This window comes from Pseudothioclava alba, assembly GCF_033100795.1.
Classification (GTDB): Bacteria; Pseudomonadota; Alphaproteobacteria; order Rhodobacterales; family Rhodobacteraceae; genus Pseudothioclava.
In genome coordinates, this window is the sequence record NZ_JAWLVI010000004.1 from 1 (window position 1) to 25221 (window position 25221).

A 25221-nucleotide genomic window follows, 5' to 3' on the forward strand; every position below is an offset into this window, starting at 1 on the left:
CCGGTAGCCAGGAACCATACCCGTTTTCCGGGCAAAAGAGCGTCCACCACCAGCGTGCCCACAGGTTTCGGGCGCAGGATGATTTCCTCGCCCACCTGGATGTGCTGCAGCCGCGAGGTCAGCGGCCCGTCCGGCACCTTGATCGAGTAGAACTCCAGCTCCTCGTCCCAGCTTGGCGAGGCAATCGAATAGGCGCGCAAGAGCGGTTTGCCGTTGTCGCCCAGAAGCCCGATCATCACAAACTCGCCCGAGCGGAACCGCAAAGACTGCGGCCGCGTCACCCGAAACGAGAACAAACGGTCCGTCCAATGCGTCACAGACGTCACCGTCTGCGCGTCGGGAAGCACGCGCGCAGGCGCGATGGGGGTTTGGTCATTCATCGTCAAAACTCCGTCTCAGGCACTCGCACGGGCGCGCAGGCGCGACTGATAGCTGTCTTTGCTGGTCGCGTGGGGGCTGCGTTCGATCCACGCCTCCCAGTCACGGCGACGCGCGTTATCGGCGGCAATCTCGACCGCATCGAAGCCAAGGCGCAGCGCCATCGGGTATTGGTCGGGGATCAGGTCTCCGGTGGCAATCAACCGCCCCGCAAAGCCCGCCCGACGCAGCGCAGAGGCCAGCGTGAAGCCGCGCCCGTCGCCAAAGCTGTTGAAGCGGATACGCAGATCGGCGCCCGCATTGTCGCGCGCGATCTGGTCCAGGGCGTCCAGAGGGGTGTCGGGGGCAAGCCCTTCGACACCCAGAGTTTCGCTGATAATCAGGCTCATTTCGTCCCTCCTTGCGCGCGCATCGGCACGAAGCGGCCATTCACGATATGGATGCCGCATTCCTGTTTTTCAAAGCCACGCCAACGGCCTGCACGGGGATCTTCACCCTCGGCGACCTTGCTGGTGCACGGCGCGCAGCCAATCGAGGCAAACCCTTGCGCAACCAGCGGGTGACGCGGCAGGTTATGCTTGAGGATATACCGCCCCGCAGCGCCACGCTCCCAGTTGGCCAGCGGGTTGACCTTGATCCGCGGCGCGCCCTCTTCTTCTTCGAAGATCGGCAGGGTTGCGCGGTTCGCGGTCTGGTGACGCTTGCGCCCGGTGATCCAGCCATCGAAATCGGCCAGCGCGCGTTCCAGCGTGCGGGTCTTGCGCAGGTCGCAGCAGGCATCGGGATCGGTGCGGTGCAATTCGCCCGAGGGGTCTTGCGCCGCGATCTCGGCCGCGTCGGGCAGGATGCGGCGGATGTCGGTCAGGCCAAGGGTTTCGGCAAGCGTCTGCTGATAGTCGACCGTCTCGGGGAACAGCATCTCGGTGTCGATGAACAGAACGGGGATCGAGCGGTCCACCTGCGCCATCAGATGCAGCAGCACAACCGACTCCGCGCCAAAGCTGGACACCATCGCCAGCCCCGGAATTTCGGCGCGCGCGGTCTCGATCACGGCCAAGGCCGAGCGCGTTTCCATATCGTCGTTCAGGCCCAGAAGTTTGCCTTTAAGCGTCTCAGGCAGCATCGGCTTCCGCCTCCGTATCATATAGTGCCGCGCGGAAGGGGTCGGCCCCGAGGCGGCGGTAGGTCTCGATAAAGCGCTCGTCCTGCGCGGCGCGCAGATCGAGATAGGCCAGCATCAGGCGCTCCAGCGCAGGGATCAGCTCTTCGGCCGAGAAGCCCGGCCCCATCCGCTGCCCAAGCGAGGCCGTCGCCGCCACCGGATCGCCGCCAAGCGTGACCTGGTAGTTTTCAACGCCCGCCCGATCGAGGCCCAGAATGCCGATATGGCCAAGGTGGTGATGCGCGCAGGCGTTGATGCAGCCCGAGATCTTCAGTTCAATCCCGCCGATCTCGTGCTCGAGCTTCAGCTCGTCGAACCGCAGCGCGATGGCTTGCGCCAGCGGGATCGAACGGGCCGTTGCCAGTGCGCAGTAATCCATGCCGGGGCACGCGATGATGTCTGACATCAGCCCGACATTGGCCGAGGCCAGACCTGCCGCCTTGAGGCGCGCATAGATCGCCGGCAGATCGCCTTTGTGGACATGCGGCAGCACCACGTTTTGATACTGCGTGATGCGCAGCTCGGAATGGGCGAACTCATCCGCCAGCGCCGCCATTTCGCGCATCTGCGCCGAGGTCGCGTCCCCCGGCGACAGCCCCGGCGTTTTCAGCGAGATTGTCACGATCGCGTGGTCATCGCGCTGGTGCGGATGCAGGTTTGTATCCACCCACGAGCGGAAGATCGGGTCCGCCGCATAGGCCGCGTCAAAAGCCCCCGTATCGCCCGACTTGAACACGGGCTGCGCGAATTGCGCCTTAAGATCGGCCAGAACCGCCTGATCGGCGCCGCCAAACTCGGCGCGGGTGCGCAGGAATTGCTCTTCGACGGCGGCGCGGAAGGTCTCCAGCCCGTTCTCTTGCACGGTGATCTTGATACGCGCTTTGTATTTGTTATCGCGACGCCCCATCACGTTATAGGTCGCGACGATGGCTTCGAGATAGGGCAGAAGATCGGCTTCGGGCAGGAACTCGCGGATCGTCTGACCCAGAACCGGCGTGCGGCCCAGACCACCGCCCACGATCACCTCGAACCCGCGCTGGCCGTTCTGGTCAAGCACGCGCAGCCCGATGTCATGGGCGCGGATCACGGCGCGGTCCTCGGCGGAACCGGTCACGGCGATCTTGAACTTGCGCGGCAGGAACTGAAACTCGGGGTGGTCGGTGGACCACTGGCGCAGGAGTTCCGCATAGGGACGCGGATCGGCAACCTCTTCCGCGGCCGCGCCCGCAAAGGGGTCGGTCGTCACGTTGCGAATGCAGTTCCCAGAGGTCTGGATCGCGTGCATCTGCACATCGGCCAGCGCGCCCAGAATGGCGGGCACGTTCTCGAGGCTCGGCCAGTTGAACTGGATGTTCTGGCGCGTGGTGAAGTGGCCATAGCCCTTGTCATAGGTGTCCGCGATGTCCGCAAGCTGGCGCAGTTGCCCTGCCCCCAGCGTGCCATAGGGGATCGCGACGCGCAGCATATAGGCGTGCAGTTGCAGATAGAGGCCATTCATCAGGCGCAGCGGGCGGAACTCTTCTTCCGAAAGCGCACCCGACAAGCGGCGCGCCACCTGATCGGAAAACTGCGCAACGCGGGCGCGGACGAAGGCTTCGTCCCAGTCGTTATACTGATACATCAGACGGCCTCCACTTGGGTCAAAGAGCGACCGACCGACGGGCCGGTGACGCGCAGGCGTTCACGGATATGAAGAAGTTCGGGGCCATTCGCGCCCGCACGGGCCTCGGCCAGATAGGGGCCAATCACCTCATGCGCCTGGCCCTGCGCTTCCAGCAGAAGCACCTCGGCATGGGCGTCATCGCTCAGCAGCTCTGCCTCGCGCGGGTCGGCGCTCCAGCGTTGGTCGGCGGTGCGCCACACGACAGCACCGGTGCGCAGGTGATTAGCGGTCAGAACCTTAGGATGTTGCGCGCGAGCCATGAGACGCCTCCTTGAGCAGCGAGGGGAAGAACGGAAAATCGGACAGGGCCAGTTCGGCCGGAAGAGAGCGGGCGGTCATCCGCGGATGCGGTGCCAGCCCCAGAAGGATCAGCGCGGGGCCGTCGCAGGTCTCGACCGCGTCGGGCAGATCGCCCAGACAGGTCGCGACGATCCGCTCGTCCACGCGCGAGATATTCTCAACGATGGTCACGGGCAGATCGGCGCCAGCGCCATGCATCATCAGCCGCCCCGAAACAAACCGCGCCGCGCGTTTGCCCATGTAAAGCGCAGTCACCGCACCCTCGGCGGCCAGCGCGCGCCAGTCCTGATCGGCAAAGCCCTTGGCGTCATGCCCCGTCACAATACGCAGCGCACCATTGCGCCCGCGCCGCGTCAGGCTGCGCCCGATGCGGGCCGAGGCCGCAGACGCCGAGGTGATCCCCGGCACGACCGACCACGCAATGCCCGCCTGATCCAGCGCCTCGATCTCTTCGTCCAGACGCCCGAACAGTGCCGGATCGCCCCCCTTGAGGCGCACGACCTGCTCACCATCACTGGCCAGATGCACCAGAAGCGCGTTGATCTCGGATTGCGCGATCGAGGGGCCAAAGCCGGTCTTGCCAACCTCGACCAGACGCGCGGCAGGGTTCACCAGCGCAAGGATGTCTTCGGAAACAAGGCGGTCATGCAGAACAACCCGCGCCTGTCCAAGCGCGCGATGCGCCCGCACGGTCAGCAGATCGGGATCGCCCGGACCCGCGCCAACGAACAGGACATCGCCTGCGCGCTGCCCATTCGGGGATATGCCGGTGAAATAATCCATTTCGCGCTCCATCTGCCGTCTTGTAGAAATATGAAATTTTCCCGCATTCTTTCTAGATGCGCGGAAAAATAAGGATTACGGTGGCTCGCGTGGGGTGAATTCAGGAGAAATTCACAAATGGACGAGCTAGACAGAAAAATCCTCTCGGAATTGCAGCGAGACGCAGACAGATCGCTTGAGGATATTGCCGCCGCTGTCGGCTCTTCGCGCAGTCCTGTGTGGAACAGAATCCGCAAAATGCGCGACTCGGGCGTGATAAAAGGTCAGGTCGCGTTGCTTGATCCCGAGGAGGTCGGCTTTGGCACCTGCTTCTTTGTGCTGGTCCGCACCGCCGCCCACGAGAAGGACTGGCAGGACAAATTCCTTGCCGCAATCCGCCGCCGCCCCGAGGTGATGGAGGCCCATCGTCTGGCGGGCGAAATCGACTACCTGCTGAAGGTCCGCGTCCCCGATGCGCGCGGCTATGACCACTTTTATCAGGCGCTGATTGCCGATGTCGCGATCTATAACGTCACGGCGCTCCTTTCGATGGAAGAGATCAAATCCACCACCGCCCTGCCGATCTGAGAGAATTTGTTGCTCCAGTAACGTATCTTGCGTGGCTTTCGCATTGGTAGAAAGTGCCGGTGTTTATGGCGTCGTTTTTGTCCCCGGCGTTAGCCGGGGTGTTGGCGTTTGACTTTTTCAACGCGGATGACACGGGAACCGGTTCCGTGGCGGCGCGCGTTGATGACCTTCATGGCAATGGTGACACAATCGAAGGCTCTATGCTGGATGATTTCATCTTTGGCGACGGTGACGATTCCATTAACGCAGTTTCGGGCGACACCATTTTTCAGGGACGGAAGCCAGAAATACGATACACGGCGGTATAGGCGATGACATAATCATCGGGGGTGATGACTACGCGCGTGACTTTTTGTATGGCGATGAAGGAAATGACACGCTTTGCGGCTCGGGTTTCTACGCCTCAGAAACAGGAATAATTTCGCCGCAATATGACGGTGGCCTCAATCTGCTGGATGGGGAGAGCGGCGACGATCTTCTGATTGGGGTCGATGGCTCCACATTGGTTAGCGGCGTTGGCGCAGATACCTTTGAGGTGGTTGCAGAAGCAAACTATCTGCCAGACCAAGAGCCTCTGCTTCCTCCAAATATTACCATCAGCGACCTGCAAATCGCCACCGACACCGGGGCGGCGGATCTCGATCAGGTTGATGTGCAAGCATATGATTCCGACTTACAGGACCGGGTCTCGGTTTCTCCTGAATATGATGCAGAGGGCAACCTGACCAATTTCTCGCTGACAGAAAACGAGGACGGAACCGGCGCCTATCTTTTCTATAACGGCCAACCCGTTGTTCACATCGAAGGCCTGCTACCCGCCAAGCTGGAAGCCGATACCAGCTGGCTTGGTGCCCCGGCAGGCGCATAGCGCCTCGTCTTTGTGCGGGGCAGCCCGCAACCGCTGCGGCCGGAGGCGTCACACCTCCTCCGGCACCCGCTCGGTCAGCACCAGAGTATCGGGCGCGGCCTTGCGCGGTGCGGGCGGGTCCACGGGATCGGCCAGAACCAGAACCGGCGGCTTTGCGCCAAACAATGCGGGCAGTTTCGCACTTGGCATCGGGCGCGCATAGAAAAAGCCCTGATGCAGCATGATCCCGAGGCGAACAAGGATCTCCGCCTGATCCTCGGTCTCGACCCCTTCGGCGATGATGCGGAACCCGATCTCGCGCGCCATATGCACGATCGAGCGCACAACGACCCGGGCCTTGTGATCGGTGGCAATGTGATCGACCAGCGCCTTATCCAGCTTGACGATGTCGATCGGCAGTTCGGTCAGGCGTTGCAGGTTGCTCGATTCGCGCCCGAAATCATCCAGCGCCACCAGAATCCCGTTCTCGCGCAGCTGCTCCAGTTCGCGGGCAATCTTGCGCAGATCCATCCTCTGGTCGATGGCCCTTTCGGAAATCTCGACAACCAGCTGCCTGCGCTCGGGGTTTGCCGCGCGCAACTGCGAAGCGACGCGCGCACCGCTGCCCACTTCGGCAAAACTCTCGGTGCGCATATTGATCGACGCGAAGACCTGAGGCATCTCGCGCAGCGGTCCTATCGTTTTCTTATAGGCACGCGAGCTGTTGCGGCGGAATTCCTCGGGGCTTAGCGAACTTTCGAATTTTGACAGGAACTGCAAAGGCGAAAGCACCTCGCCATTCGGCTTCTCCCAGCGGCGCAGCGCCTCGACCCCGACCGGACGGCCCGAAGCTGTGTCCCAGATCGGTTGATACCAGTAAGTGATCTCATCGCGCGCCACGGCACTTTGGAGATCCTGCAAGGTGATATTCTCGCCGCGCATCTCCAGCAGCTTCATCAGGTGATCGTCCGCCAGAGCAATCCGGTTCCGCCCGAGTTCTTTGGCCTGCGCGAGGGCTTTGTCGGCAAGGATCATGGCGGCGCGCCGCTCGCCTTCGGCGGGCAGAAGGCTGACCCCGATGCTGGCGGTGCGCGACACCAGCCCGTTCTCGTGCGACAGGTTCAGCCCCTCGATCGCCGCCCGCAACTTCTCGGCGATGATCCGCGCACCCCACCAGTCGCCACCGGGCACCAGAACCGCAAACTCCTCGCCCCCCAGACGCGCCACCTGACCATCTGCCGGCATCTGGCTGGCAAGCTCGGCCGCAATCGCGCAGAGTAGCTCGTCACCGACATCGTGTCCGAAGGAGTCATTGACCGATTTGAAATGGTCGATGTCGATCAAAAGAAGGATACTATCCGCCGCGCGCGCGCCATCGGCAGAGGCCGCGTTGAAGCCACGCCGCGACAAAAGCCCCGTCAGTTCGTCATGCACGACCAGCCATTCAAGATCGGCGCGCGCTTTGACGGTCTCGGTCTGGTCGATCAGCACCGAGACGCTCAGTTCGTCGTCGCCGACATTCAGCATGACCGTGCGCACCTCGATCTGGCGTTCCTCGCCGCTTTTGGTGACATAGGTCCGCATGAAGGTGGTCACGCCCTCGGCGGAATAGGGGCTCGGACTGGAGGTCCGCCACTGCCGGCTGATTTCGAGAGACGCCTCGTTAAAGAAGCACCGAATATCGCGCCCGATGGTTTCCTCGCGGCTATAGCCGAACTGCTCGGTCCATGAATCCGAACAACTGCACACAATGAAATCCTTGTTCAGCGCGACCAGCGGCACCGCGTTGCGGTTCAGCAGCAGATTGGACAGCTCGCGCTCTTTCAGAAGGTCGGTCACATCCTCGATTGCCACCGAATAGAAGCATCCGTCATTGTCCAGCGCCGGAAGCTTCTTGAACGACCGCATCACCTGCCGCTTGCGGCCATCCTGAAACTCCAGCGTAACCGGCTCGGAGTCGACCAGAACCTCGTCAACGGGCATGGCGCGATGGTTTTCGCGCATTGCCAGCATTGCCGCGCGGTCCCCCGTCACAACCAGCGTAAGGGGATCTTTCCCCAGCAGATCATCGCGCCGGCAGCCGAAGAAATTGGCAAACTCTTCGGACACGGCGACTGTCTTGAACTGCTCGTCCAGGATGACGGTTTTCCCGACACCGGCCTCAAGATAGGTCCGTGCCATCTCGCGCGCATGTTCGATCCTCGTGACATCCGAGGCCGCGCAAATCGCCCAAAGCTCGTTGCCAGCGGCCTGCCCGTCAACAATGCGCGTCCGCAACGAGACCTGAACCAGATCGCCGCTTTTACGTTGGAATTCATAGACCTGTTCTAGATCGAAGGGCAGCCGCACCGATGATTTACGGGCCTGTAACGCGCGATTGCGGGACTGGTCAGTCATAAAGGTCGCGATGTCCTGCCCGATCATTTCCTTGCCGCGATAGCCCAGCAACTGCGCCATTGCCGAGGTGACGTTTTGCAGCCGGAAGCTCCCGTCCAGCGTGAACACCGCCGCCGGACCGTGATTGAGGATGATCTCGTTCAGCCGCCCCTGACGCACCAGATCGGTGGCATCGACCGCGACGTTCAGAACCTTCGGTCCCAGATCATCGGCCAGCTCGGGCATGGTGCGGATGCTCAGAAAAGCGAACCGCTGCGAGCCGTCCTTGTGCCGGAATTCCATGATGCTGGTGAAATCTTCAGCCTTCTCGCGCCAGCCGACACGGGTCTTGTAGACAAAGTCGCGCAGTTCCTCGTCGGCGATGAATTCGGCCAGATCCAGCCCCAGCGACTCTTCGCGCGTGAACCCGGTCAGCGTGAACCAGTTGTCCGACAGCCCGACGATTTCCCAGTTCCCGTTTTGCAAGATGGTCGCCACGGGCGCACGCATAAAGAGCGTCTCACTCATCCGGCGCGACAGAACCTCGGCGGTCAGATCGGTGATCTGGCCCAGAAACCACTCCCGATCATCGTCCCCCCCGTCCGCGCGCGAGACCTCCAGCAGGAAATGACGCACCTCGCCATCCAGACTGCGGCTTTCGATTACTTCGCTGAACGCACCGGCACCGGCGGCCAGCTTGCCCCGCAGCCGTTCGCCCGCCTCCCCCGCCAGCCCAAAGGGAAACACACGGTCGACAAGACGCCCGACCACCAGCTCGGGGTCCAGCCCCAGATAGCCCGACAGCGGCGCCGAGATCGACAGGATGCGCAAATTACGGTTCAGCATCAGCGTCTTGGCCGAGAACATCGGCAACGCGGGCGGCATCCGTCTGGAATGGGTTCCGATGGTTTGCGCAGCCACCATCATCGGCACAAGGGCCGACATACCCACCACCAGTTGCTCGGGATACAGCCCCTCGCTGTGGCCCGACAGGACGACCCCGCCCAGAAACACCACCGACCCGAGGAAAACGCTCATCCCCATACGCAGGACCGTCGACAGAACAACCGAGAAGGCACTGACGACAGGCAAAAGCACGATCATCACCAGATCGAAGCGCGCGCCCTCCAGGTCCAGAAACGTCACATCATGGAACGCCGCCAGCGCCCCAAAGCTCCCCACGATCACAGCGACCAGCGCAAAATCCGTCCGCGCAGAGCGAGCGGGCGCGCGATACTCCATCTGGAAGGCAACGAATACCCCCATGGAGACCGTCGCCAGAGACAGCCCTCCCGCCAGCGTCGCAGAAGTCCACATCAGCAGTTGCTCACTGAAACTATGCACCATATCCGTTGTCATCGCCGCGCGCATGGCCGACACGGCGATCACGGCGACAAGCAGGGCAACAACAGTCGCCAGCGAGCGCTGAGCCTTGATTTCGACATTCACCAGTGCATTGTCGTCGAAACGGATGTGGTTCAGATAATTTTGCGCCGCGACAAAAAGAACTGCCGAGGTCACCGAACCAAGCGGCAGCACCAGAGCCTCGACGCCGTCCACCCCACACATCCGAACCCCGATCAGAACCGCAGCCAGAGCGGTCATCGAAAACGCGAACCACAGCCGCAGCGCCGAGACGGAAAGGCACATCATCACGACCATATCGGGCCACCAGATCGTCGGGATCGTGCTTGCGGCCTCGCGCGGGAAATACATTGATCCAATCGTAGCCGCGAGGACAAGCGCGAAGACCACAAGGCTACGCAGCGCATCAGGGGCATCGCGCAGCAGCCAGCGACCGCGCACCACCCAGTGCGGGATGTCCTCGGCCTTCGGTGCCAGAGGTTTATCCACACGCGCCTCGCGCGGCTCCAGCACGGGGTCAAGCGCCAGACCGTTCATCCTGTGCCGCGCAAGCTCCATCGGGCGCAGCAGGCTCTGCGTTCCAGCCATAAGGAGAACCGCGACGCCGCCCAGAACAGCAAAACCTGCCATATCTCCATGATCCGGCATCAGAAAAGGAATGGCCTCGGCCATCACGGCCCACACCGCCACCAGATAGATCACCGAGGTCAGAAGGGTCTGCCGATGGATCAGGCGTCGGCAGAAGGTGCAGGCCGACATCGCATTCAGAACCAGAGCCAGAAGCAAAGCGCTCTCGCCTGCGTTCATGCCGCTCAGAAGCCAGTCATCCGCCCCCGCCAGATGCTTGTAAATCTGCGCCAGCGTCAGAAGGGTGATGCTCGCCCCGCCCCAAAATCGCAGCCACCCCGCCCCCACAACCGGATGCCGCACCAGCGGCCCGAGCGAGAGCACCGCCAAAACCCCAAGGGTTGCCTGATCCGCCCCGGGAAGTGCCACCGTCGCGATCCGCGCCAAAGCCCGGGGCAAGACATCCATTCCCGCAAGACGGAGCGCGCTCCACATCCCTACCGCGACACCTGCAACCAGAATCGCTGTCCAAAGCGCGTCCCGTCGCGGCAATAGCGCGCGCAGCGGCGAGTAAGATAAAGCAATCAGGACCACTACAAAGAGGACGGCAGGCGGCACCGGCGGAGCTTCGGATAACCAGTGCTGAAGCCCGAGCCAAAAGATAGCCCCAAGAAGAAACGCAAGCGTGATCCTGTAGCGGAACGAGTGGAAAATCTCGGAACGAGGCTGGCCTGCGGGCTGCGTAACATATACTGGCGCGTCATCCCGCATCTTCAAGCCTCACTAACCACTGTCAAATTAACGTTAACTGCAGGTTACGAGGCGAAGCGGCGCAGGTAATTTGCGCATCAGTGGTAGAGATAAATCAAAAGTATCTTTATTTACCCGATGGATATTCCGCCTAACCCTCGGGTTAGCTGAAGGTTAATGAGGTGTTAATAAAACAAGGGTCTCTCGCATTGACCACGCGCCCGGGATTGGATACCAGAAGCGGCAGGGCCGCAGGCGCCCGCCTCCCGCAAACGTGCAAACGTTCTGGTGAAGCCTGACGAGAGATCGTTCTTTTACCTCTTCCGCGTCTCGCGCGGATGGTAACGCGGGTCCCATCCTTCCCTTGCGAGATCGACAGAACGAGGATGAAAGAGATGATGTTCGATCCGATCGCCCCAATTGACGGGGGTTTGATATGACCGGCCAACTCCCCACCATTGCCGAGGCGAAAACGCAGGCCAAGCGGCTGCGCGAAAAGCTGGCTGCTGATGGCACCGAAATCAGCCACTCGAAGGCGCTGGAACTGGTGGCGCAGCAACACGGGCTGCGCGACTGGAACACGCTGCACGCCGCTATCGGCAACCGCCCGCCCGAAGGGTTTAGCGCAGGCGGGCGCGTCAGCGGGCGCTATCTGGGCCAGCCGTTCCACGCCACGATCAAGGCGGTGCACCTGCTGGATGGCGGCTGGAGCCGTCTGGAGCTGGATCTGGACGAGGCAGTCGATGTGGTCAGCTTCGAGAGCTTTTCGAACTTCCGCAAGCGTATCCGCGCAACCGTCGGCCCGACCGGCACCTCGCAAGAGCGCACCTCGGCCGGCGTGCCACATCTGGCGCTAGACATCTGACCAAAAGGCGGGGGCTTACCGCCCCTGCCCCCCTTCGCGCGGGCTGCGCCCTGTCCATTTGCGATAGGCGCGGTGAAAAGCGCTTGGCTCGCTATAGCCCAGACCGGCAGCGATTTCGGCCACGCTCATCGCGCCGCCCTCCAGCCATTTTTGCGCCTGCGCGAGGCGCAATTCGTCCTTGATCGAGGCAAAGCTCTGCCCGTCCTTGCGCAAGCCCCGCCGCAGCGTCGCTGGCGACATATGCAGCGCTTTCGCCAGATCCTCGAACACCGGCCAGCCCTGCATCGGTTGCCCTGCCAGTGCACCCCGCACCCGCGCCGCGATCCCCTCGTCATGGCGATAGCGCACAAGGATATTCGCGGGTGCCTCGCGCAGAAACTGCCGCAGCGCCTTGTCATTGCGGATCACCGGCAGCTTGAGAAACCCCGCATCGAACCCCAGCACCGTCTGGGCGCGATCGAACTGCACCGGCGCGCCAAAGAATTTGCGGTAGTCCTGCCGATGCTCGGGGGCGGCGCAGGCAAATTCCAACCGCCGCAACGGGATGCGCCGCCCGACCAGCCAGCACGCCACCCCCATCAGGATCAGCCAGTAGGTCCGGTAGGCAAAGGCCGAGCGCGGGGCGTCGTCCTCCAGCACGATCTGCGCCTCGCCGCCATCAACAACCAACCGCCCGCGCGGGCGATCCAGCACCACCGAAAGGAACAAAAGCGCGCGCTGCAATGCCTGCTCCAGCGTCGCGGTATGCAGCACCGCATGGCACAAAAGCGCAAAACTCCCCGGCCGCATCGGGCGCGCGGCCAGACCAAAGAACTCGTCATCAATCTCTTGCGCGATCAGCCACCACAGCCGCCCATAGGCCGCCGTGCTCATCGCGCCCGCGCCGCCTGCGACCGCATCCAGAAACGGCGCAGGCGAAAGCCCCCGCGCGCGAAGGCAGGCGATGGCGTCCTCGACGAACTCGGGCGAGATTAACTGGCGGTCCATCGTTGCAGGAAATGGCATTTCCGATCACAAAACAAGACCCGTCTTGTCATTGTTTGCCACATCAGTGCGCGTAAACTGCGCCGCAACGACAGGAGGATTTTCGATGCAGATTGCAGATCGGGTGTTTTTGATCACGGGCGCGGGTTCGGGTCTTGGGGCGGCGGTGGCGAAAATGGTCACGCAAGGCGGCGGCAAGGCTGTGCTTTTGGACGTGAACGCAGAGGCCGGCGAAGCAACCGCCAAAGCGCTTGGGGCCAGCGCCCTGTTCTGCCGCACCGATGTGACCAGCGCCACGGATGGCGAAGCCGCCGTCGCGCAGGCGGTTGCGAGCTTTGGCCGTGTCGATGCGCTGGTGAACTGCGCGGGCATCGCGCCGGGCGAAAAGATCATCGGGCGCGAGGGGCCGCATGGCCTTGACAGCTTTGCCCGCGCGATCTCGATCAACCTGATCGGCACCTTCAACATGCTGCGCCTTGCAGCAGACGCGATTGCCAAACAAGAGCCGGGCAAGGATGGCGAGCGCGGGGTCATCATCAACACAGCCTCGATCGCGGCCTTCGACGGGCAGATCGGGCAAGCGGCCTATGCGGCCTCCAAAGGGGGCGTGGCGTCGCTGACCCTGCCCGCCGCGCGCGAGCTGGCCCGCCACGGCATCCGCGTTGTGACCATTGCGCCGGGCATCTTTGGCACGCCGATGATGGCGGGGCTGCCGCAGGATGTGCAGGACTCGCTTGGTGCCTCGGTGCCGTTTCCGTCGCGGCTTGGCGACCCTGCCGAATATGCCGCGCTGGTGCGCCATATCGTCGAAAACACTATGCTCAACGGCGAGGTGATCCGTCTGGACGGCGCGCTTCGCATGGCGCCGCGCTGATCGGCCCGAAGGGAGGACTAGACATGAACCAACACGACCCGATTGTTATCGTGAACCACGCCCGCACCCCGATGGGCGGGTTTCAGGGCGACCTGTCCGCGGCCGAAGCCTCGGATCTGGGGCGCGTCGCGATTGCCGCCGCTCTGACCCGCGCAGGGCTGCCCCCCGAAGCCGTGGAAGAGGTCATCATGGGCTGCGTTCTGCCCGCCGGTCAGGGTCAGGCACCTGCCCGTCAGGCCGCGCTGAAGGCGGGTCTTCCGCTTGGCGCAGGCGCAACCACCGTCAACAAGATGTGCGGCTCGGGCATGAAGGCGGCGATGTTCGCCCATGACCTGCTGATCGCGGGCAGCGCCGATGTGATTGTTGCGGGCGGCATGGAAAGCATGACCAACGCCCCCTACCTTCTGCCCAAAGCGCGCGGCGGCTACCGCATGGGGCATGGCAAGGTGATGGACCATATGTTCCTTGACGGGCTGGAAGACGCCTATGACAAGGGCCGCCTGATGGGCACCTTCGCCGAGGATTGCGCGCAGACCTACGGCTTCACCCGCGAAGAGCAGGACGCCTTTGCGATCACCTCGCTGACCCGCGCGCAAAAGGCGATTGCCGAGGGTTGGTTCGAGGCCGAAATCGCGCCCGTCACGCTTAAGGGCCGCAAGGGCGACACCCTTGTCAGCATCGACGAGCAGCCGGGCAAGGCGCAGCCCGACAAAATCCCGACGCTCCGCCCAGCCTTCCGCGAGGGCGGCACGGTGACGGCGGCAAATTCGTCGTCCATTTCGGACGGGGCGGCGGCGCTTGTGCTGATGCGCCAGTCCGAGGCCGAAAAGCGCGGTCTCACCCCGAAGGCCCGCATCCTTGGCCATTCGACCCACGCGCACGAGCCAAGCCTGTTTGCCACCGCCCCTATCGGCGCAATGCGCAAACTGTCCGACAAGACCGGCCTTGCGATGAAGGACTTTGACCTGTTCGAGGTGAACGAGGCCTTTGCCGTGGTCACCATGGCCGCGATGCGCGACCTTGATCTGCCCCATGACAAGGTGAATATCCACGGCGGCGCCTGCGCGCTTGGCCACCCGATCGGCGCCTCGGGCGCGCGGGTTCTGGTCACGCTTCTGGCCGCGCTTGAAACGCACGGGCAACGCCGCGGGATGGCGTCTTTGTGCATCGGTGGCGGCGAGGCGACAGCGGTCGCAATCGAAAGGCTCGTCTGATGCTTCTGACCGAAGAACAGGAGCAAATCCGCGACGCCGTGCGCACCTTTGCGCAGGAACGCCTTGCGCCGGGGGCGGCCAAGCGCGACGAAACCCACGCCTTCCCGCGCGAGGAGTTGCGCGAGATGGGAGAGCTTGGCTTTCTGGGGATGCTCGTCCCCGAGGCCTTTGGCGGCTCGGAACTGGGCGCGGTGTCCTATGCGCTGGCGCTAGAGGAAATCGCCGCCGCCGACGGGGCATGTTCGACCATCGTGTCGGTTCACAGCTCGGTCGGCTGCGCGCCGATCCTGCGTTTTGGAACCGAGGACCAAAAGGCCCGCTTCATCCCGAAAATGGCCAGCGGTGAATGGATCGGCGGCTTTGCCCTGACCGAGCCGCAGGCGGGCTCGGACGCGTCGGCACTGAAAACGCGGGCGCGGCGCGAGGGCGACCACTATGTCATCGACGGCGCCAAGCAGTTCATCACCTCGGGCAAAAACGGCAATGTTATCATCGTCTTTGCGGTGACCGATCCGGCGGCTGGCAAAAAGGGCATCTCGGCCTTTATCGTGCCAACCGACACCCCCGGCTACGAGGTCGTCACCGTCGAGCGCAAACTCGGGCAACATGCGTCGGACACCTGCGCGCTGTCGTTTACCAATATGCGCGTGCCGGTCGAGAACCGTCTGGGGGCCGAGGGCGAAGGCTATAAGATCGCGCTGGCGAACCTTGAGGGCGGGCGCATCGGCATTGCTTCGCAATCGGTGGGCATGGCACGCGCCGCGATGGAGGCCGCCCACGCCTATGCGCAAGAGCGCGTGGCTTTTGGCAAGCCGATCATCGCGCAGCAGGCCGTGGCCTTCCGGCTGGCCGACATGGCCACCAAGATCGAGGCCGCGCGCCAGATGGTGCTGCACGCGGCCGCACTGCGCGAAGCGGGCCGCCCCTGCCTGAAAGAAGCCTCGATGGCCAAGCTTTTCGCCTCGGAAATGGCCGAATGGGTGTGTTCGTCGGCGATCCAGCTTCATGGCGGCTACGGCTATCTGGCCGATTATCCGGTCGAACGCATCTACCGCGATGTGCGCGTGTGCCAGATCTACGAAGGCACCAGCGAGGTGCAGCGCCTTGTGATTGCGCGCAGCCTGTAACGGGCGGCGCATTCTGCGGCTTGACGGGGGGCGCGCGTTGCGTGCAATGGGCGCGAGACCCTTTGCCGAAAGCGCGCCCCTTGTCCCAGAACCCCTATGAAGCGACCGGCTTTTATGACGCGGCGATTGCGGCGGGGCGTCATCGTGATGTCGTGGGCGGGCGTTGGGACGAGACAGGCCGCGTGCAGATGGCGGCGCTGATGGACGCTAGCGTCATGCCGCATCATCACCTTCTGGACATCGGCGCGGGGTCGCTGCGGCTTGGCTGCAAGGCGGTGCCCTATCTTGACGCGGGCCATTACTGGGCGACGGATGCCTCGCGCGCGATTATGCTGGCGGGGCATAAAGCGGAACTCGAAGACCCTGCGCGGCTCTCAACGGATCATCTGATCGAGGATGCGCGGTTCGAGTTTCCGGGGCTTCCCGACACGATCACCCATGCGATAGCTTTCGCGGTCTTCCCGCACCTGCCGCTGGCCTATCTGCGCCGCGCGCTGACCAACCTGCGCCGCTTCATGCAACTTGAGCAGTTTCTCTTCACGGTGTTTCTGGCACCCGACGCCGAGGCCGCCGCCCGCCCCTACCGCCAACCCGACGGCGTTGTCACCCATGACATCCGCCCGCCCTATCATGTGCTGCCCGAGGACGTCGCCCATCTGGCGCGGACCACCGGCTGGCAGATCACGCGCAGCGATCAGATGCTGCCGCGCGGGCAGGTCTTGTTCATCGCCCGCCCGACACGCGGTTAATCGCCGCTCAGGTCTTGCAAAATCGGGCAATCGGGGCGGTCATCACCACAGCAGGCCTCTGCCAGATGCCGCAGGGTATCGGCCATCGCCTGCATCTCGGTGATCTTCTGCTCAAGCGCGCTCACATGATCCATCGCCAGCCGCTTCACGTCAGCGCTATGGCGCGCGCGGTCGCTCCAAAGCGCCAGCAGCTCCTGAATGGCGGCGACCGGAAAACCCAGATCCCGCGCGCGGCGCACAAAGCGCAAGATCTGCACCTCGCGCGCGCCATAGTTGCGATAGCCTGCGTCGCTGCGCGCGGCCTCGGGGATCAGGCCGATGGATTCGTAATAGCGGATCATCTTGGCCGAGACACCGGACGCCTTGGCCGCCTCGCCAATGTTCATCCCTGCCCCCCTTGCGTCGGCGCAAAGCGGCGCAGGCGCAGCGCGTTGCCCAGAACAAAGACCGAGGACATCGCCATCGCGCCCGCCGCAAAGACCGGCGACAGCAGGATGCCGAAGGCAGGCCAAAGCGCGCCCGCCGCCAGCGGGATCAGCGCGGTGTTATAGGCGAAGGCCCAGAACAGGTTTTGCCGGATATTGGTGATCGTCGCTTTGGACAGCGCAATCGCATCAGGCACCGCCGTCAGCCGCCCGGACATCAGCACCACATCCGCCGCCTCGATCGCGACATCGGTGCCGTTGCCGACCGCCAGCCCGACATCCGCCGCCGCAAGTGCGGGCGCGTCATTGATCCCGTCGCCCACGAACGCCAGCTTCCCGCCTGCCTTAAGGCGCTCGATCGCCTGCACTTTGCCATCTGGCAGAACCTCGGCCACCACTTCGTCAATGCCAAGCTGGCGGGCAATCGCGTTGGCAGTGCGGGCATTGTCGCCCGTGATCATCGCGACCTTAAGGCCAAGCCCGTGCAGCGCAGAAATCGCCTGTGGAGTGGTTTCCTTGATCGGGTCGGCCACAGCCAGCACCGCCGCCACCTGATCGCCAATAGCCGCATAAAGCGGTGTCTTACCCGCCTCGGCCAAGGTCGCGGCCTCTTGCGCCAAAGCGCCAATCGACAGCCCGAGGCTCTCCATAAAGCGATCCGCACCAACGGACACGCGCACGCCTTCAACCTGCGCCGAAACCCCGTGACCCGTGTGCGAGGCAAAGCGGCGAGCGGCGGGAACCTCCAGCCCCTCGGCCTCGGCTGCCGCAACCAGCGCGCGGGCAATCGGGTGTTCGGATTTCGCCTCGACCGCGGCGATCGCGGCCAGAACCGGCGCGCGATCAAACCCTTCGGCCAGCGTCAGATCGGTCAGCTTCGGGCGGCCCTCGGTCAGCGTGCCGGTCTTGTCCAGCGCAACCGTGCGCACCTCTTGCAAGCTTTGCAGGGCGTCGCCGCGCCGGAACAGCACCCCAAGCTCGGCCCCGCGCCCGGTGCCCACCATGATCGAGGTCGGCGTCGCCAGCCCCATCGCACAGGGGCAGGCAATGATCAGCACCGCCACCCCGTTCACCAGCGCGAAGGTCAGAGCGGGTGACGGCCCGAAGATCAGCCACGCAGCAAAGGTCAGCGCGGCCAAACCCATCACCGCAGGCACGAACCACAGCGTCACACGGTCCACCAGCGTCTGGATCGGCAGCTTGCCGCCCTGCGCCTCTTCGACCATGCGGATGATCTGCGCCAGCATCGTCGCCTGACCCACCGCTGTCGCGCGGAAAGTCAGCGCGCCGGTCTGGTTCACCGTGCCGCCCGTCACCGCGCTGCCTGCGGTCTTTTCGACCGGCAGGGGTTCGCCCGTAATCATGCTTTCATCGACCCAGCTTGCGCCTTCGGTCACGGTGCCGTCGGTCGGCACGCGCTCGCCGGGGCGCAGCTCGATCAGGTCGCCCGCGCGCAGATCGGACACGGCGATTTCCTCGACCTTGCCGTCACGCAGAACCCGCGCACTGCGCGGCTGAAGGCCCACAAGCCGCTGGATCGCCTGCGAGGTGCGCCCCTTCGCGCGCGCCTCCATCCAGCGCCCGAACAGGATCAGCGTCACGATCACCGCCGCCGCCTCGTAATAGACATTCACCGTGCCAGCGGGCAGAACCGAGGGGGCGAAAGTGGCGACCAGAGAATAGCCATAGGCGGCCAGCGTCCCCACCGCGACAAGACTATTCATGTCGGGCGCCGCCTTAAGAAGCGCGGGTAAGCCTTTGCGATAGAACTGTAATCCCGGCCAAAGCATCACAGCCGTTGTCAGCGCCCCTTGCAACAGCCAGTTCAGCTTTTGCCCAAGCACGGCCATCACAAAGGCATGGACCGGCGGAAACAGATGCGCGCCCATCTCGGCCATGAACACCGGCAGGGTCAGCGCAGCCGCAACAATCAGATGGCGGCGCAGAGTCGCCTCTTCCTCGGCTTTGCGGGTGGCGGCTTCGGCACTGGCGGTTCCGGCCCCCGCGGCCAGATGCGCGCTGTATCCCGCCGCCTCGATCGCCGCGATCAGGGCCGCCGCATCCGCTGTGCCGCTCACCTGTGCGCGCTCGGTCGCCAGGTTGACCGAAGCCACGGCAACGCCGGGAACAACCGCCAGCGCGCGTTCGACCCGCCCGACGCAGGATGCACAGGTCATCCCCTCGACCTCAAGGTCAATGGTCTGTGCGCGCACTTCATAGCCCGCCCCCTCGACCGCCTTGACTAAGCCCGCACGGTCCAGCCCCGCGCCTGACACCTCGGCCCGCTCGGTCGCAAGATTAACCGCAGCCGAGGCCACTCCGGGCGCGCCCTTCAGCGCATTCTCGACGCGCAGAACGCAAGAGGCACAGGTCATCCCCTCGATTTCGAGCGTGATTTTGTCAGTGGCAGGAGCAATATCGGTCATGGCTTTAACTTCCGGTGATGGTTCCCGCTATCAGATAAGGCTTCCCATGATAGGAAGGTCAAGGGCCGCAGCCTGACAATCTTGCAACACTTGCCTGAACCACGCCGGGCGGGTCCGGAGCGGTAGACCCGCCACAAGAAAACCTCTGGTCCCGGCCATATCCGAACCAGAACGGCTTTGGTGAAGTGCGTCCCCTTGACGGCATCTTTGTGCCAAAGTGGGTCTGCGATGATCCATAAAGCCGTTTACATCCCCCCGCCATCGGGCGTTAATACCCCTGCGGAAAAGACGGAAAGGAGCCCCCATGGCGGGAGGCTGGACACATGACGGCGCTGTCGGAGAGCAGATCGAAGCCTCGATCCAGGACGAGCTGAACCGGATGCGTGCCCAAAAGGGGCCGGTCGGCGAAAGCCTGACCGAATGCGCGGAATGCGGTGATCCGATCCCCGAGGGGCGGCGTCAGGCAATCCCCGGCGTCAAGCTTTGCATCGAGTGTCAGACCGGCCGCGCCAACCGCTTCGCCCCGCGCGGCGGCGTCAACCGCCGGGGATCAAAGGACAGCCAGCTGAAATAGCCAAAACGTCACTTGCTCTTACGGAATACCAGCTCGGGCAGCACCGTTTCCCATTCGTCTTGCCTGATATAGGCTTGGTAGCGCTCGTCATTGTCGGCTTTGCGCCAGCGCACAATGGCACCCACCTTCCCTGATACCATCCGGGTTCTTTCGGGCGGCCCCCAGTTTCCGGCCATGCGGCCAAGCACGCGGCGATGGCGATCCAGAACCATCCATTTCCCGTCGCGTTGCCCCAGCGTCACCGGATCGTCCACCTTCGCCGCCGCAATCGCCGCGTGGGAGGCATTGCCATTGACCAGCCTGCCCGCAAAGGACAGATCAACCACGGTCATATCCGGCACCTGAAACTGGTCCGGCTCGGGCAGATCAAGGCGGCGTGGCATCTCGACCTTGCGCAGAACTTCGCTTTCGCTATCGGCCAGCACGAAAGCGTGCTCGCCGCTTGTCACCACTGCAAGGCTGCGGCGCGCGCGGGTCATTGCGACATAGAACAGCCGCCGCGGGGCTTCGCCGTCCTCGCCCTTCGAGAGCACCTTCCAGCCGCCGTTCAAGATCACCACATGATCGAACTCCAGCCCCTTTGAGCGATGCGCGGTCAGCAGCAAAAGCCCCCGCTGCGCACTGCGGATTTCCTGCGCCCATTCGGCCAGCCACTCGATCGCGTCCGGCGCGGGGATGGTCTTATTGCCCAACTCTCGCGCGAGGTCCGCAATGCCTTCGGCAATCAGGTCAACCCAGCGGTTCAAGGGCTGTTCATTGAGCACATCCAGCAAATCCTGAATCGTTAGCATCGCCGAAGGGCGGCTGCGCAAGCCCGCGATAAAGTGCTGCATCTCTCGCAGACGCCAGACGCTTGGCAGCTTTTCATTTGCCATCTCGACAGGCAGCCCGAGCTTTTCGGCATAGGCGCGCACCGGACCAAGGCGGCGCCAGTCGCGCGAGATAATCGCCGTGCGCGCCCAGCTGAACGCCGGATCAAGCCGCGAGAGGCGCACCAACTCGTCAACTGCCGCCACCGCCTGCTCGGTGTCATCGGCACCCACATCCAGAAACTGAACCCGCCCCTGACCGACCGGATCATATTGCGCCATCACGCCGCCGCCCGGATCAAGGCCGCGCAGCTTGTCCACAGTGATCTCATGGCCCGCTTTCATTCGGCCGCGCGCGGGTTCGATCACTTGATTGGAGGCGTCGATGATATAGCGGGTCGAGCGGTAGTTCTCGGTCAGGAACTTCGGCTTGGCGCGGTAATCCTCTTCGAAGCGGCGAATGAACGAGATCGAGGCACCGGTGAAGGCGTAGATGTTCTGATCGTCATCGCCCACAGCAAAAAGGCTCAGGCGCTGGTCGGGATCATCAAGCGAGCGTCCGGCGACGGCGGCGATCAGCGCGTATTCCTCGGGGCCGATGTCCTGATATTCATCGACGAGGATCCAGCGGTAGCCCTGTATCAGCGCCTCACGCTGCGCTTCCGCCTCGGATTTGCTTAAGCCGTCGCCATTGATCTGCCGCACCGCCTCGCGCAGGATCGCGTCAAAGTCGCGTTCTTCGGTTGCGCCGCCGGCAAAACTTGCCCCGACCAGACGCATTGCCAGCGCGTGACAGGTCTGAACCGTGACACGAGAGGCATCCTCGCCCACCAGATGGCGCAGGCGGGCGCGGATTTCGGCGGCGGCATGGCGGTTATAGGTCAGCACAAGGATGCCGCGTGGGTCTTCGCGTCTGACCCGCAACAGATAGGCGATGCGATGCACCAGCACCCGCGTTTTGCCAGACCCCGGCCCCGCCAGCACCAGCACGTTCGTCTCTTCGCGGTCGTCGGCAACAATCTCTTGCTGCACCGGATTGCCCAGATTTTCGACGATCTGCTTCCACGCTTTGCCGGTGGTTTGGCGGCGAATCTCAACGCTGCGACCGGGCATCCAGCGCTGCAAAAAGCGGTCCTGATCAAGCGCGAAGTAATCCGTCGAAAGGCGCACCGCTTCGCCCATCTGCTCCAGCCCCTTTTCGGCATAGGCGGCCATCACATGGGTTTGTAGCGTCTGTTCGCGGTAGTGTTCCTCAAGCGGCAGGAAGTCTTTTTTGGTAAAGCCCGCGCGGCTCGGGTTCATATAGATCGTCATGGCGGAGCGAAACACCGTCAGCCCCTTGCCAAGCGTCATCACCTGCTGCTCGTGCAGCCACAAAAGCGCGCGCTCCATGAGCTTGGTCATGTCCTTCACGCCCGAGGCTTTGATGAGCGCATCGCCGTTCAGCGCCGCCATCATGTCACCGATGCTCGTGTTGACCTGCACATCCTTGCCACGCGCGCCCGCCGGAGCCGTGGCAATCAAAAAATCGAGAAGCTTTTCGGCGGCCAACCAGCGCAGATCGGCCGTTTGTTCAACTACGCGCCACGAGCGCTGCAAGGTCACCTCAAGCGTCTTGCTGGACATCTTGCGCAGGCGGATATTGCCCATCCCGCCATCGCTATCGCGGCCATCGCGTTCGATGCTGCGCAAAAGGCGCTCAAGGATATGGGGGTTCGCGCCCTCCTGCCCCTCGCCGCGCAAAAGCTGGCTCGCCGAGGCAATATCCAAGAGCGCGCTATCGCCCATCCCTGCCTCGGGCGCGAGTTCCCTCATCCTCGCGATAAGCGCTTTTTCCAACCGCATCGCCCGCGTCATACGCTGGCGCGATTGGTTCTCGACCCCGATATGCACCGAAACCGTGATGGCAATATCGTTGCGCGCGATACCAAAGGTTTCGAGGTCGGCCATCGCCTTGCTGAGCGTGCGGTGCGACAGCCCGCTGATGCCGGTCAGCTCGTCGGTTGAAATGCCCTGATCGGGCGACGTGTTCATCACATGGCGCACGATGGTCAAAAGCTGTGCGCGCCGTGCATGGGTGATGTCGGCACCGCTCAGGCGGGCCTCGGCCTCGGCCTCGGTGCGCACCAAGAGCGACGAGGGAAACACCTGAACCCGGTTTTCCTCGCGCGAGACCAGCGTTGCCTCTTCCAGCCACGAAACCGCGGTCTTGACGCGCGTGTCATCGGTGGCGCTGTCGCGCACGAATTCGCTGTCTTTTTCCTCGCGCACAATCTCGCCCGGCGTGGCCACCACTTTGCCGCTGTTGCGGGTGTGCTCGTCGATGCGGCGCAGCGCTTTCAGGATCGCGCCGATTTCATGCTGCGCCAACCGCGAGCGCGCGCTCAGCGAAAACTGCCGTTCCACATCATCCGAATGATAGAGCAGCACACAGTCGGCGGGTTCCCGGTCGCGCCCGGCGCGGCCCGCCTCTTGCAGGTAGTTTTCCAGCGAGCCGGGAATATCGGCGTGGACCACCAGCCGGATGTCGGGCTTGTCGATACCCATCCCGAACGCATTGGTCGCCGCAATCACCCGCAAATCGCCCACGCGAAACCGCTCTTGCACCGCCTGCTTGTCGTCGGCGGTTAGTCCTGCGTGGAAATGCTCGGCCGCAAGCCCCTGCGCCTTGAGAAACGCCGCAACACGCTCAGTCTCTTTGCGGGTGGCGCAATAGACCACGGCGCCCGATTGATCACCCTCGGGTAAGTGCTCGGAAATCACCGTCAGAATATCGCCAAGCTTGCTCTCCCGACCTGTCGGCAGCACCGAAAACGTGAGGTTGGTGCGCGTGGCCCCGCCGTCGAACAGCCCCAACTCGATGCCAAGCCGCTGGTGGAAATGCTCGGTGATGTCGCGCACGACCTCGGGTTTTGCCGTCGCGGTCAGGCACAACACCGGCGCAAGCGGCGCATCGCCCGAAAACTCGCGGATAAAGCGCCCGATGTAGCGGTAATCAGGCCGGAAATCATGCCCCCATTTCGAGACGCAATGCGCCTCGTCCAGCACCCAAAGCCCCACCTCGCGCTGCTTCAGGACCGAACGGACCGACACAGAGCGCAACTGCTCGGGCGAAATCAACAAGATCGCCGCCTGCCCTAGCCGCACCCGGTCCAGCGCATCCTGCCGCTCTGGCATGGACAGCATACCGTTGATCGTCACCGACGAGGTGATGCCCGCGCGCTCCATCCCCTGCACCTGATCGGCCATGAGCGCGACGAGCGGCGAGATCACTACCGTCAGCGCGCCGGTTTTGTCATAAAGACTAAGCGCGGGAACCTGATAGCAGACGGACTTGCCGGTGCCCGTTGGCAAAATGCCAAGCACATTCGCGTGCCCCATCGCCTCGGCTACGATAACCTCTTGCAAGGGGCGGCCCTCGCTGTCGACCGGTTGCGGCCGGAAGCCCTCAAAACCGAACCACTTTTTGAGCGCGCCGACGGGATTGTTCTTCTCGGCACACCAGTTGCAGGCGGGATCGCCGCAGTTGGTATCGCGCAACTCGCGCACGATCAGTGCCGCTTGAGGAAAGCTCGCCCGCACCCAAGGCGGCATCACGGATTCGCCCCCAGAAACCGAAATCCAGGCGAGCGCATAGGCCAGTGGCCAGCCCATCTGCGGGTCGGATAATTCATCAAGAACCGGCCCAACCTGCGCGCCGCATGCCTTGCCCGCCAAGAGCGACCGGATCGCCTCAAAGGCCAAAGCGCGATCCGGCTGAGGCGCTCCACGGATATGCGCAAAGACCGCGTCAAACCCATCCGCCCGATCCATCCGTGTCGCAAGGTAATGATAGGCCAACAGGGCGTCAGGCGACTTAGCCCCAATCTCGGCCAGCGCCTTGATCTGGTTCTCCAGCACCTCGAACACGAGGCGCGCATCGAGTTCGGGATCGTTCACATGCCCCGCCTGCAAGCGCCCGTCGTGGTAATGCTTCACAAGGTGGTGGTATGGATTGCGCGGAAACGCCAGCGGGTTGAGCCAAAGCGTGTCAATCGGCGCCGCCATCTTCGCCGCCAGCCGCGGACGCTTCGCCAGAAGATGCTCGATGTCATGGCGCAGGATATTGTGGCCGATCACGTGGGGCGTTTTCGCCAGCTCTTTTTCAAGCCGGTCGAGCGCCTTTTTGATCGACCCCTTTGGCGCCACGACCGCCGCCCCATCGCCAAAGCGCACCGCCGCGAGGTCAAAAATCTCGGCCGTTTTGGGATTAACCTCAAGATCGACCGACAGGCACCGCTCCAGCAGCGGCCGCTTATCCTCGGCCTTCGACCGTATGAAGCCCAGAAAATCCATCAAACCCAAAGCAATAGTGTATCTCGGGTAAGATTAGTGCGCCCTAGGCTGCGCCGCAATATATCTGGCGACCACACCTAT

The 25221-nt window shown here is 63.3% G+C and carries 20 protein-coding genes; 9 read left to right on the forward strand and 11 right to left on the reverse strand.

From position 1 onward, the window contains the following. The 6 genes from RYZ20_RS10005 to cobA all read right to left on the reverse strand — a co-directional run. The coding region (locus RYZ20_RS10005; RefSeq protein WP_317673030.1) for an FAD-binding oxidoreductase at positions 1 to 380 on the reverse strand (380 nt) is incomplete at its 3' end. 15 nt (positions 381 to 395) lie between these two features. Beyond that, positions 396 to 767: a DUF934 domain-containing protein gene (locus RYZ20_RS10010; protein ID WP_317673032.1), complete on the reverse strand. Its 372-nt coding sequence runs from the start codon at positions 765 to 767 to the stop codon at positions 396 to 398. Next, positions 764 to 1501, reverse strand: coding sequence for a phosphoadenylyl-sulfate reductase (locus tag RYZ20_RS10015; RefSeq protein WP_317673034.1), 738 nt, complete (start codon positions 1499 to 1501; stop codon positions 764 to 766). The genes RYZ20_RS10010 and RYZ20_RS10015 overlap by 4 nt, the downstream gene beginning before the upstream one ends. Next, positions 1491 to 3161, reverse strand: coding sequence for a nitrite/sulfite reductase (locus tag RYZ20_RS10020; protein ID WP_317673036.1), 1671 nt, complete (start codon positions 3159 to 3161; stop codon positions 1491 to 1493). The genes RYZ20_RS10015 and RYZ20_RS10020 overlap by 11 nt, the downstream gene beginning before the upstream one ends. Then, the gene (locus RYZ20_RS10025) at positions 3161 to 3463 is read right to left on the reverse strand and encodes a DUF2849 domain-containing protein (RefSeq protein ID WP_317673038.1); all 303 of its coding nucleotides are present in this window, start codon (positions 3461 to 3463) and stop codon (positions 3161 to 3163) included. Before RYZ20_RS10025 ends, RYZ20_RS10020 begins: the two co-directional genes overlap by 1 nt. Continuing rightward, positions 3441 to 4286 carry a uroporphyrinogen-III C-methyltransferase gene (gene cobA / locus RYZ20_RS10030; protein WP_317673040.1) on the reverse strand — a complete coding sequence of 282 codons (846 nt, stop codon included), beginning with the start codon at positions 4284 to 4286 and terminating at the stop codon, positions 3441 to 3443. Before cobA ends, RYZ20_RS10025 begins: the two co-directional genes overlap by 23 nt. A 117-nt stretch (positions 4287 to 4403) precedes the next feature. Here cobA and RYZ20_RS10035 point away from each other — a divergent pair, with 117 nt between their 5' ends. From RYZ20_RS10035 to RYZ20_RS10045, 3 genes are all read left to right on the forward strand, one after another. Beyond that, complete coding sequence (locus tag RYZ20_RS10035; RefSeq protein WP_317673042.1) at positions 4404 to 4853, forward strand: Lrp/AsnC family transcriptional regulator; 450 nt, start codon at positions 4404 to 4406, stop codon at positions 4851 to 4853. Between the two features lie 65 nt (positions 4854 to 4918). Then, complete coding sequence (locus tag RYZ20_RS10040) at positions 4919 to 5161, forward strand: hypothetical protein (RefSeq protein WP_317673045.1); 243 nt, start codon at positions 4919 to 4921, stop codon at positions 5159 to 5161. Between the two features lie 14 nt (positions 5162 to 5175). Continuing rightward, positions 5176 to 5721 (forward strand): hypothetical protein, encoded by a 546-nt coding sequence (locus RYZ20_RS10045; protein ID WP_411572347.1) that lies wholly within the window; start codon positions 5176 to 5178, stop codon positions 5719 to 5721. A 48-nt stretch (positions 5722 to 5769) separates the two neighbouring features. Here the strand turns inward: RYZ20_RS10045 and RYZ20_RS10050 are convergent, their stop codons facing one another. Further along, positions 5770 to 10476, reverse strand: coding sequence for an EAL domain-containing protein (locus RYZ20_RS10050; protein WP_317673049.1), 4707 nt, complete (start codon positions 10474 to 10476; stop codon positions 5770 to 5772). A gap of 718 nt (positions 10477 to 11194) precedes the next feature. Between RYZ20_RS10050 and RYZ20_RS10055 the strand changes: the two genes are divergently transcribed. Then, complete coding sequence (locus RYZ20_RS10055) at positions 11195 to 11623, forward strand: glyoxalase superfamily protein (protein ID WP_317673051.1); 429 nt, start codon at positions 11195 to 11197, stop codon at positions 11621 to 11623. A 15-nt stretch (positions 11624 to 11638) separates the two neighbouring features. On the opposite strand, the gene RYZ20_RS10060 is transcribed toward RYZ20_RS10055, so the two are convergent. Beyond that, on the reverse strand, positions 11639 to 12610 hold the full coding sequence (locus tag RYZ20_RS10060) for an AraC family transcriptional regulator (RefSeq protein ID WP_317673053.1): 972 nt from the start codon (positions 12608 to 12610) through the stop codon (positions 11639 to 11641). A 103-nt stretch (positions 12611 to 12713) separates the two neighbouring features. Between RYZ20_RS10060 and RYZ20_RS10065 the strand changes: the two genes are divergently transcribed. The 4 genes from RYZ20_RS10065 (at position 12714) to RYZ20_RS10080 (ending at position 16571) form a co-directional block, all read left to right on the forward strand. Beyond that, entirely contained in the window at positions 12714 to 13481 is a 768-nt protein-coding gene (locus tag RYZ20_RS10065; RefSeq protein WP_317673055.1) for a 3-hydroxyacyl-CoA dehydrogenase, read from the forward strand. 23 nt (positions 13482 to 13504) lie between these two features. Beyond that, positions 13505 to 14695 (forward strand): acetyl-CoA C-acyltransferase, encoded by a 1191-nt coding sequence (locus RYZ20_RS10070; protein ID WP_317673057.1) that lies wholly within the window; start codon positions 13505 to 13507, stop codon positions 14693 to 14695. Beyond that, the gene (locus RYZ20_RS10075; protein ID WP_317673059.1) at positions 14695 to 15822 is read left to right on the forward strand and encodes an acyl-CoA dehydrogenase family protein; all 1128 of its coding nucleotides are present in this window, start codon (positions 14695 to 14697) and stop codon (positions 15820 to 15822) included. Before RYZ20_RS10070 ends, RYZ20_RS10075 begins: the two co-directional genes overlap by 1 nt. An 80-nt stretch (positions 15823 to 15902) precedes the next feature. After that, positions 15903 to 16571, forward strand: coding sequence for a class I SAM-dependent methyltransferase (locus RYZ20_RS10080; RefSeq protein WP_317673061.1), 669 nt, complete (start codon positions 15903 to 15905; stop codon positions 16569 to 16571). Here RYZ20_RS10080 and cueR read toward each other — a convergent pair. Together cueR and RYZ20_RS10090 are read right to left on the reverse strand one after the other, a co-directional pair. Next, a complete protein-coding gene (cueR, locus tag RYZ20_RS10085) occupies positions 16568 to 16957 on the reverse strand; it encodes a Cu(I)-responsive transcriptional regulator (protein ID WP_317673063.1) in 390 nt (129 codons plus the stop codon). The genes RYZ20_RS10080 and cueR overlap by 4 nt on opposite strands. Continuing rightward, the gene (locus RYZ20_RS10090; RefSeq protein ID WP_317673065.1) at positions 16954 to 19422 is read right to left on the reverse strand and encodes a heavy metal translocating P-type ATPase; all 2469 of its coding nucleotides are present in this window, start codon (positions 19420 to 19422) and stop codon (positions 16954 to 16956) included. The genes cueR and RYZ20_RS10090 overlap by 4 nt, the downstream gene beginning before the upstream one ends. 304 nt (positions 19423 to 19726) lie before the next feature. On the opposite strand from RYZ20_RS10090, the gene RYZ20_RS10095 reads away from it, so the two are divergent. Continuing rightward, complete coding sequence (locus tag RYZ20_RS10095) at positions 19727 to 19996, forward strand: DksA/TraR family C4-type zinc finger protein (protein WP_317673067.1); 270 nt, start codon at positions 19727 to 19729, stop codon at positions 19994 to 19996. A gap of 8 nt (positions 19997 to 20004) precedes the next feature. On the opposite strand, the gene RYZ20_RS10100 is transcribed toward RYZ20_RS10095, so the two are convergent. Continuing rightward, a complete protein-coding gene (locus RYZ20_RS10100) occupies positions 20005 to 25140 on the reverse strand; it encodes a RecQ family ATP-dependent DNA helicase (protein ID WP_317673069.1) in 5136 nt (1711 codons plus the stop codon). Between the last annotated feature and the right edge of the window lie 81 nt (positions 25141 to 25221).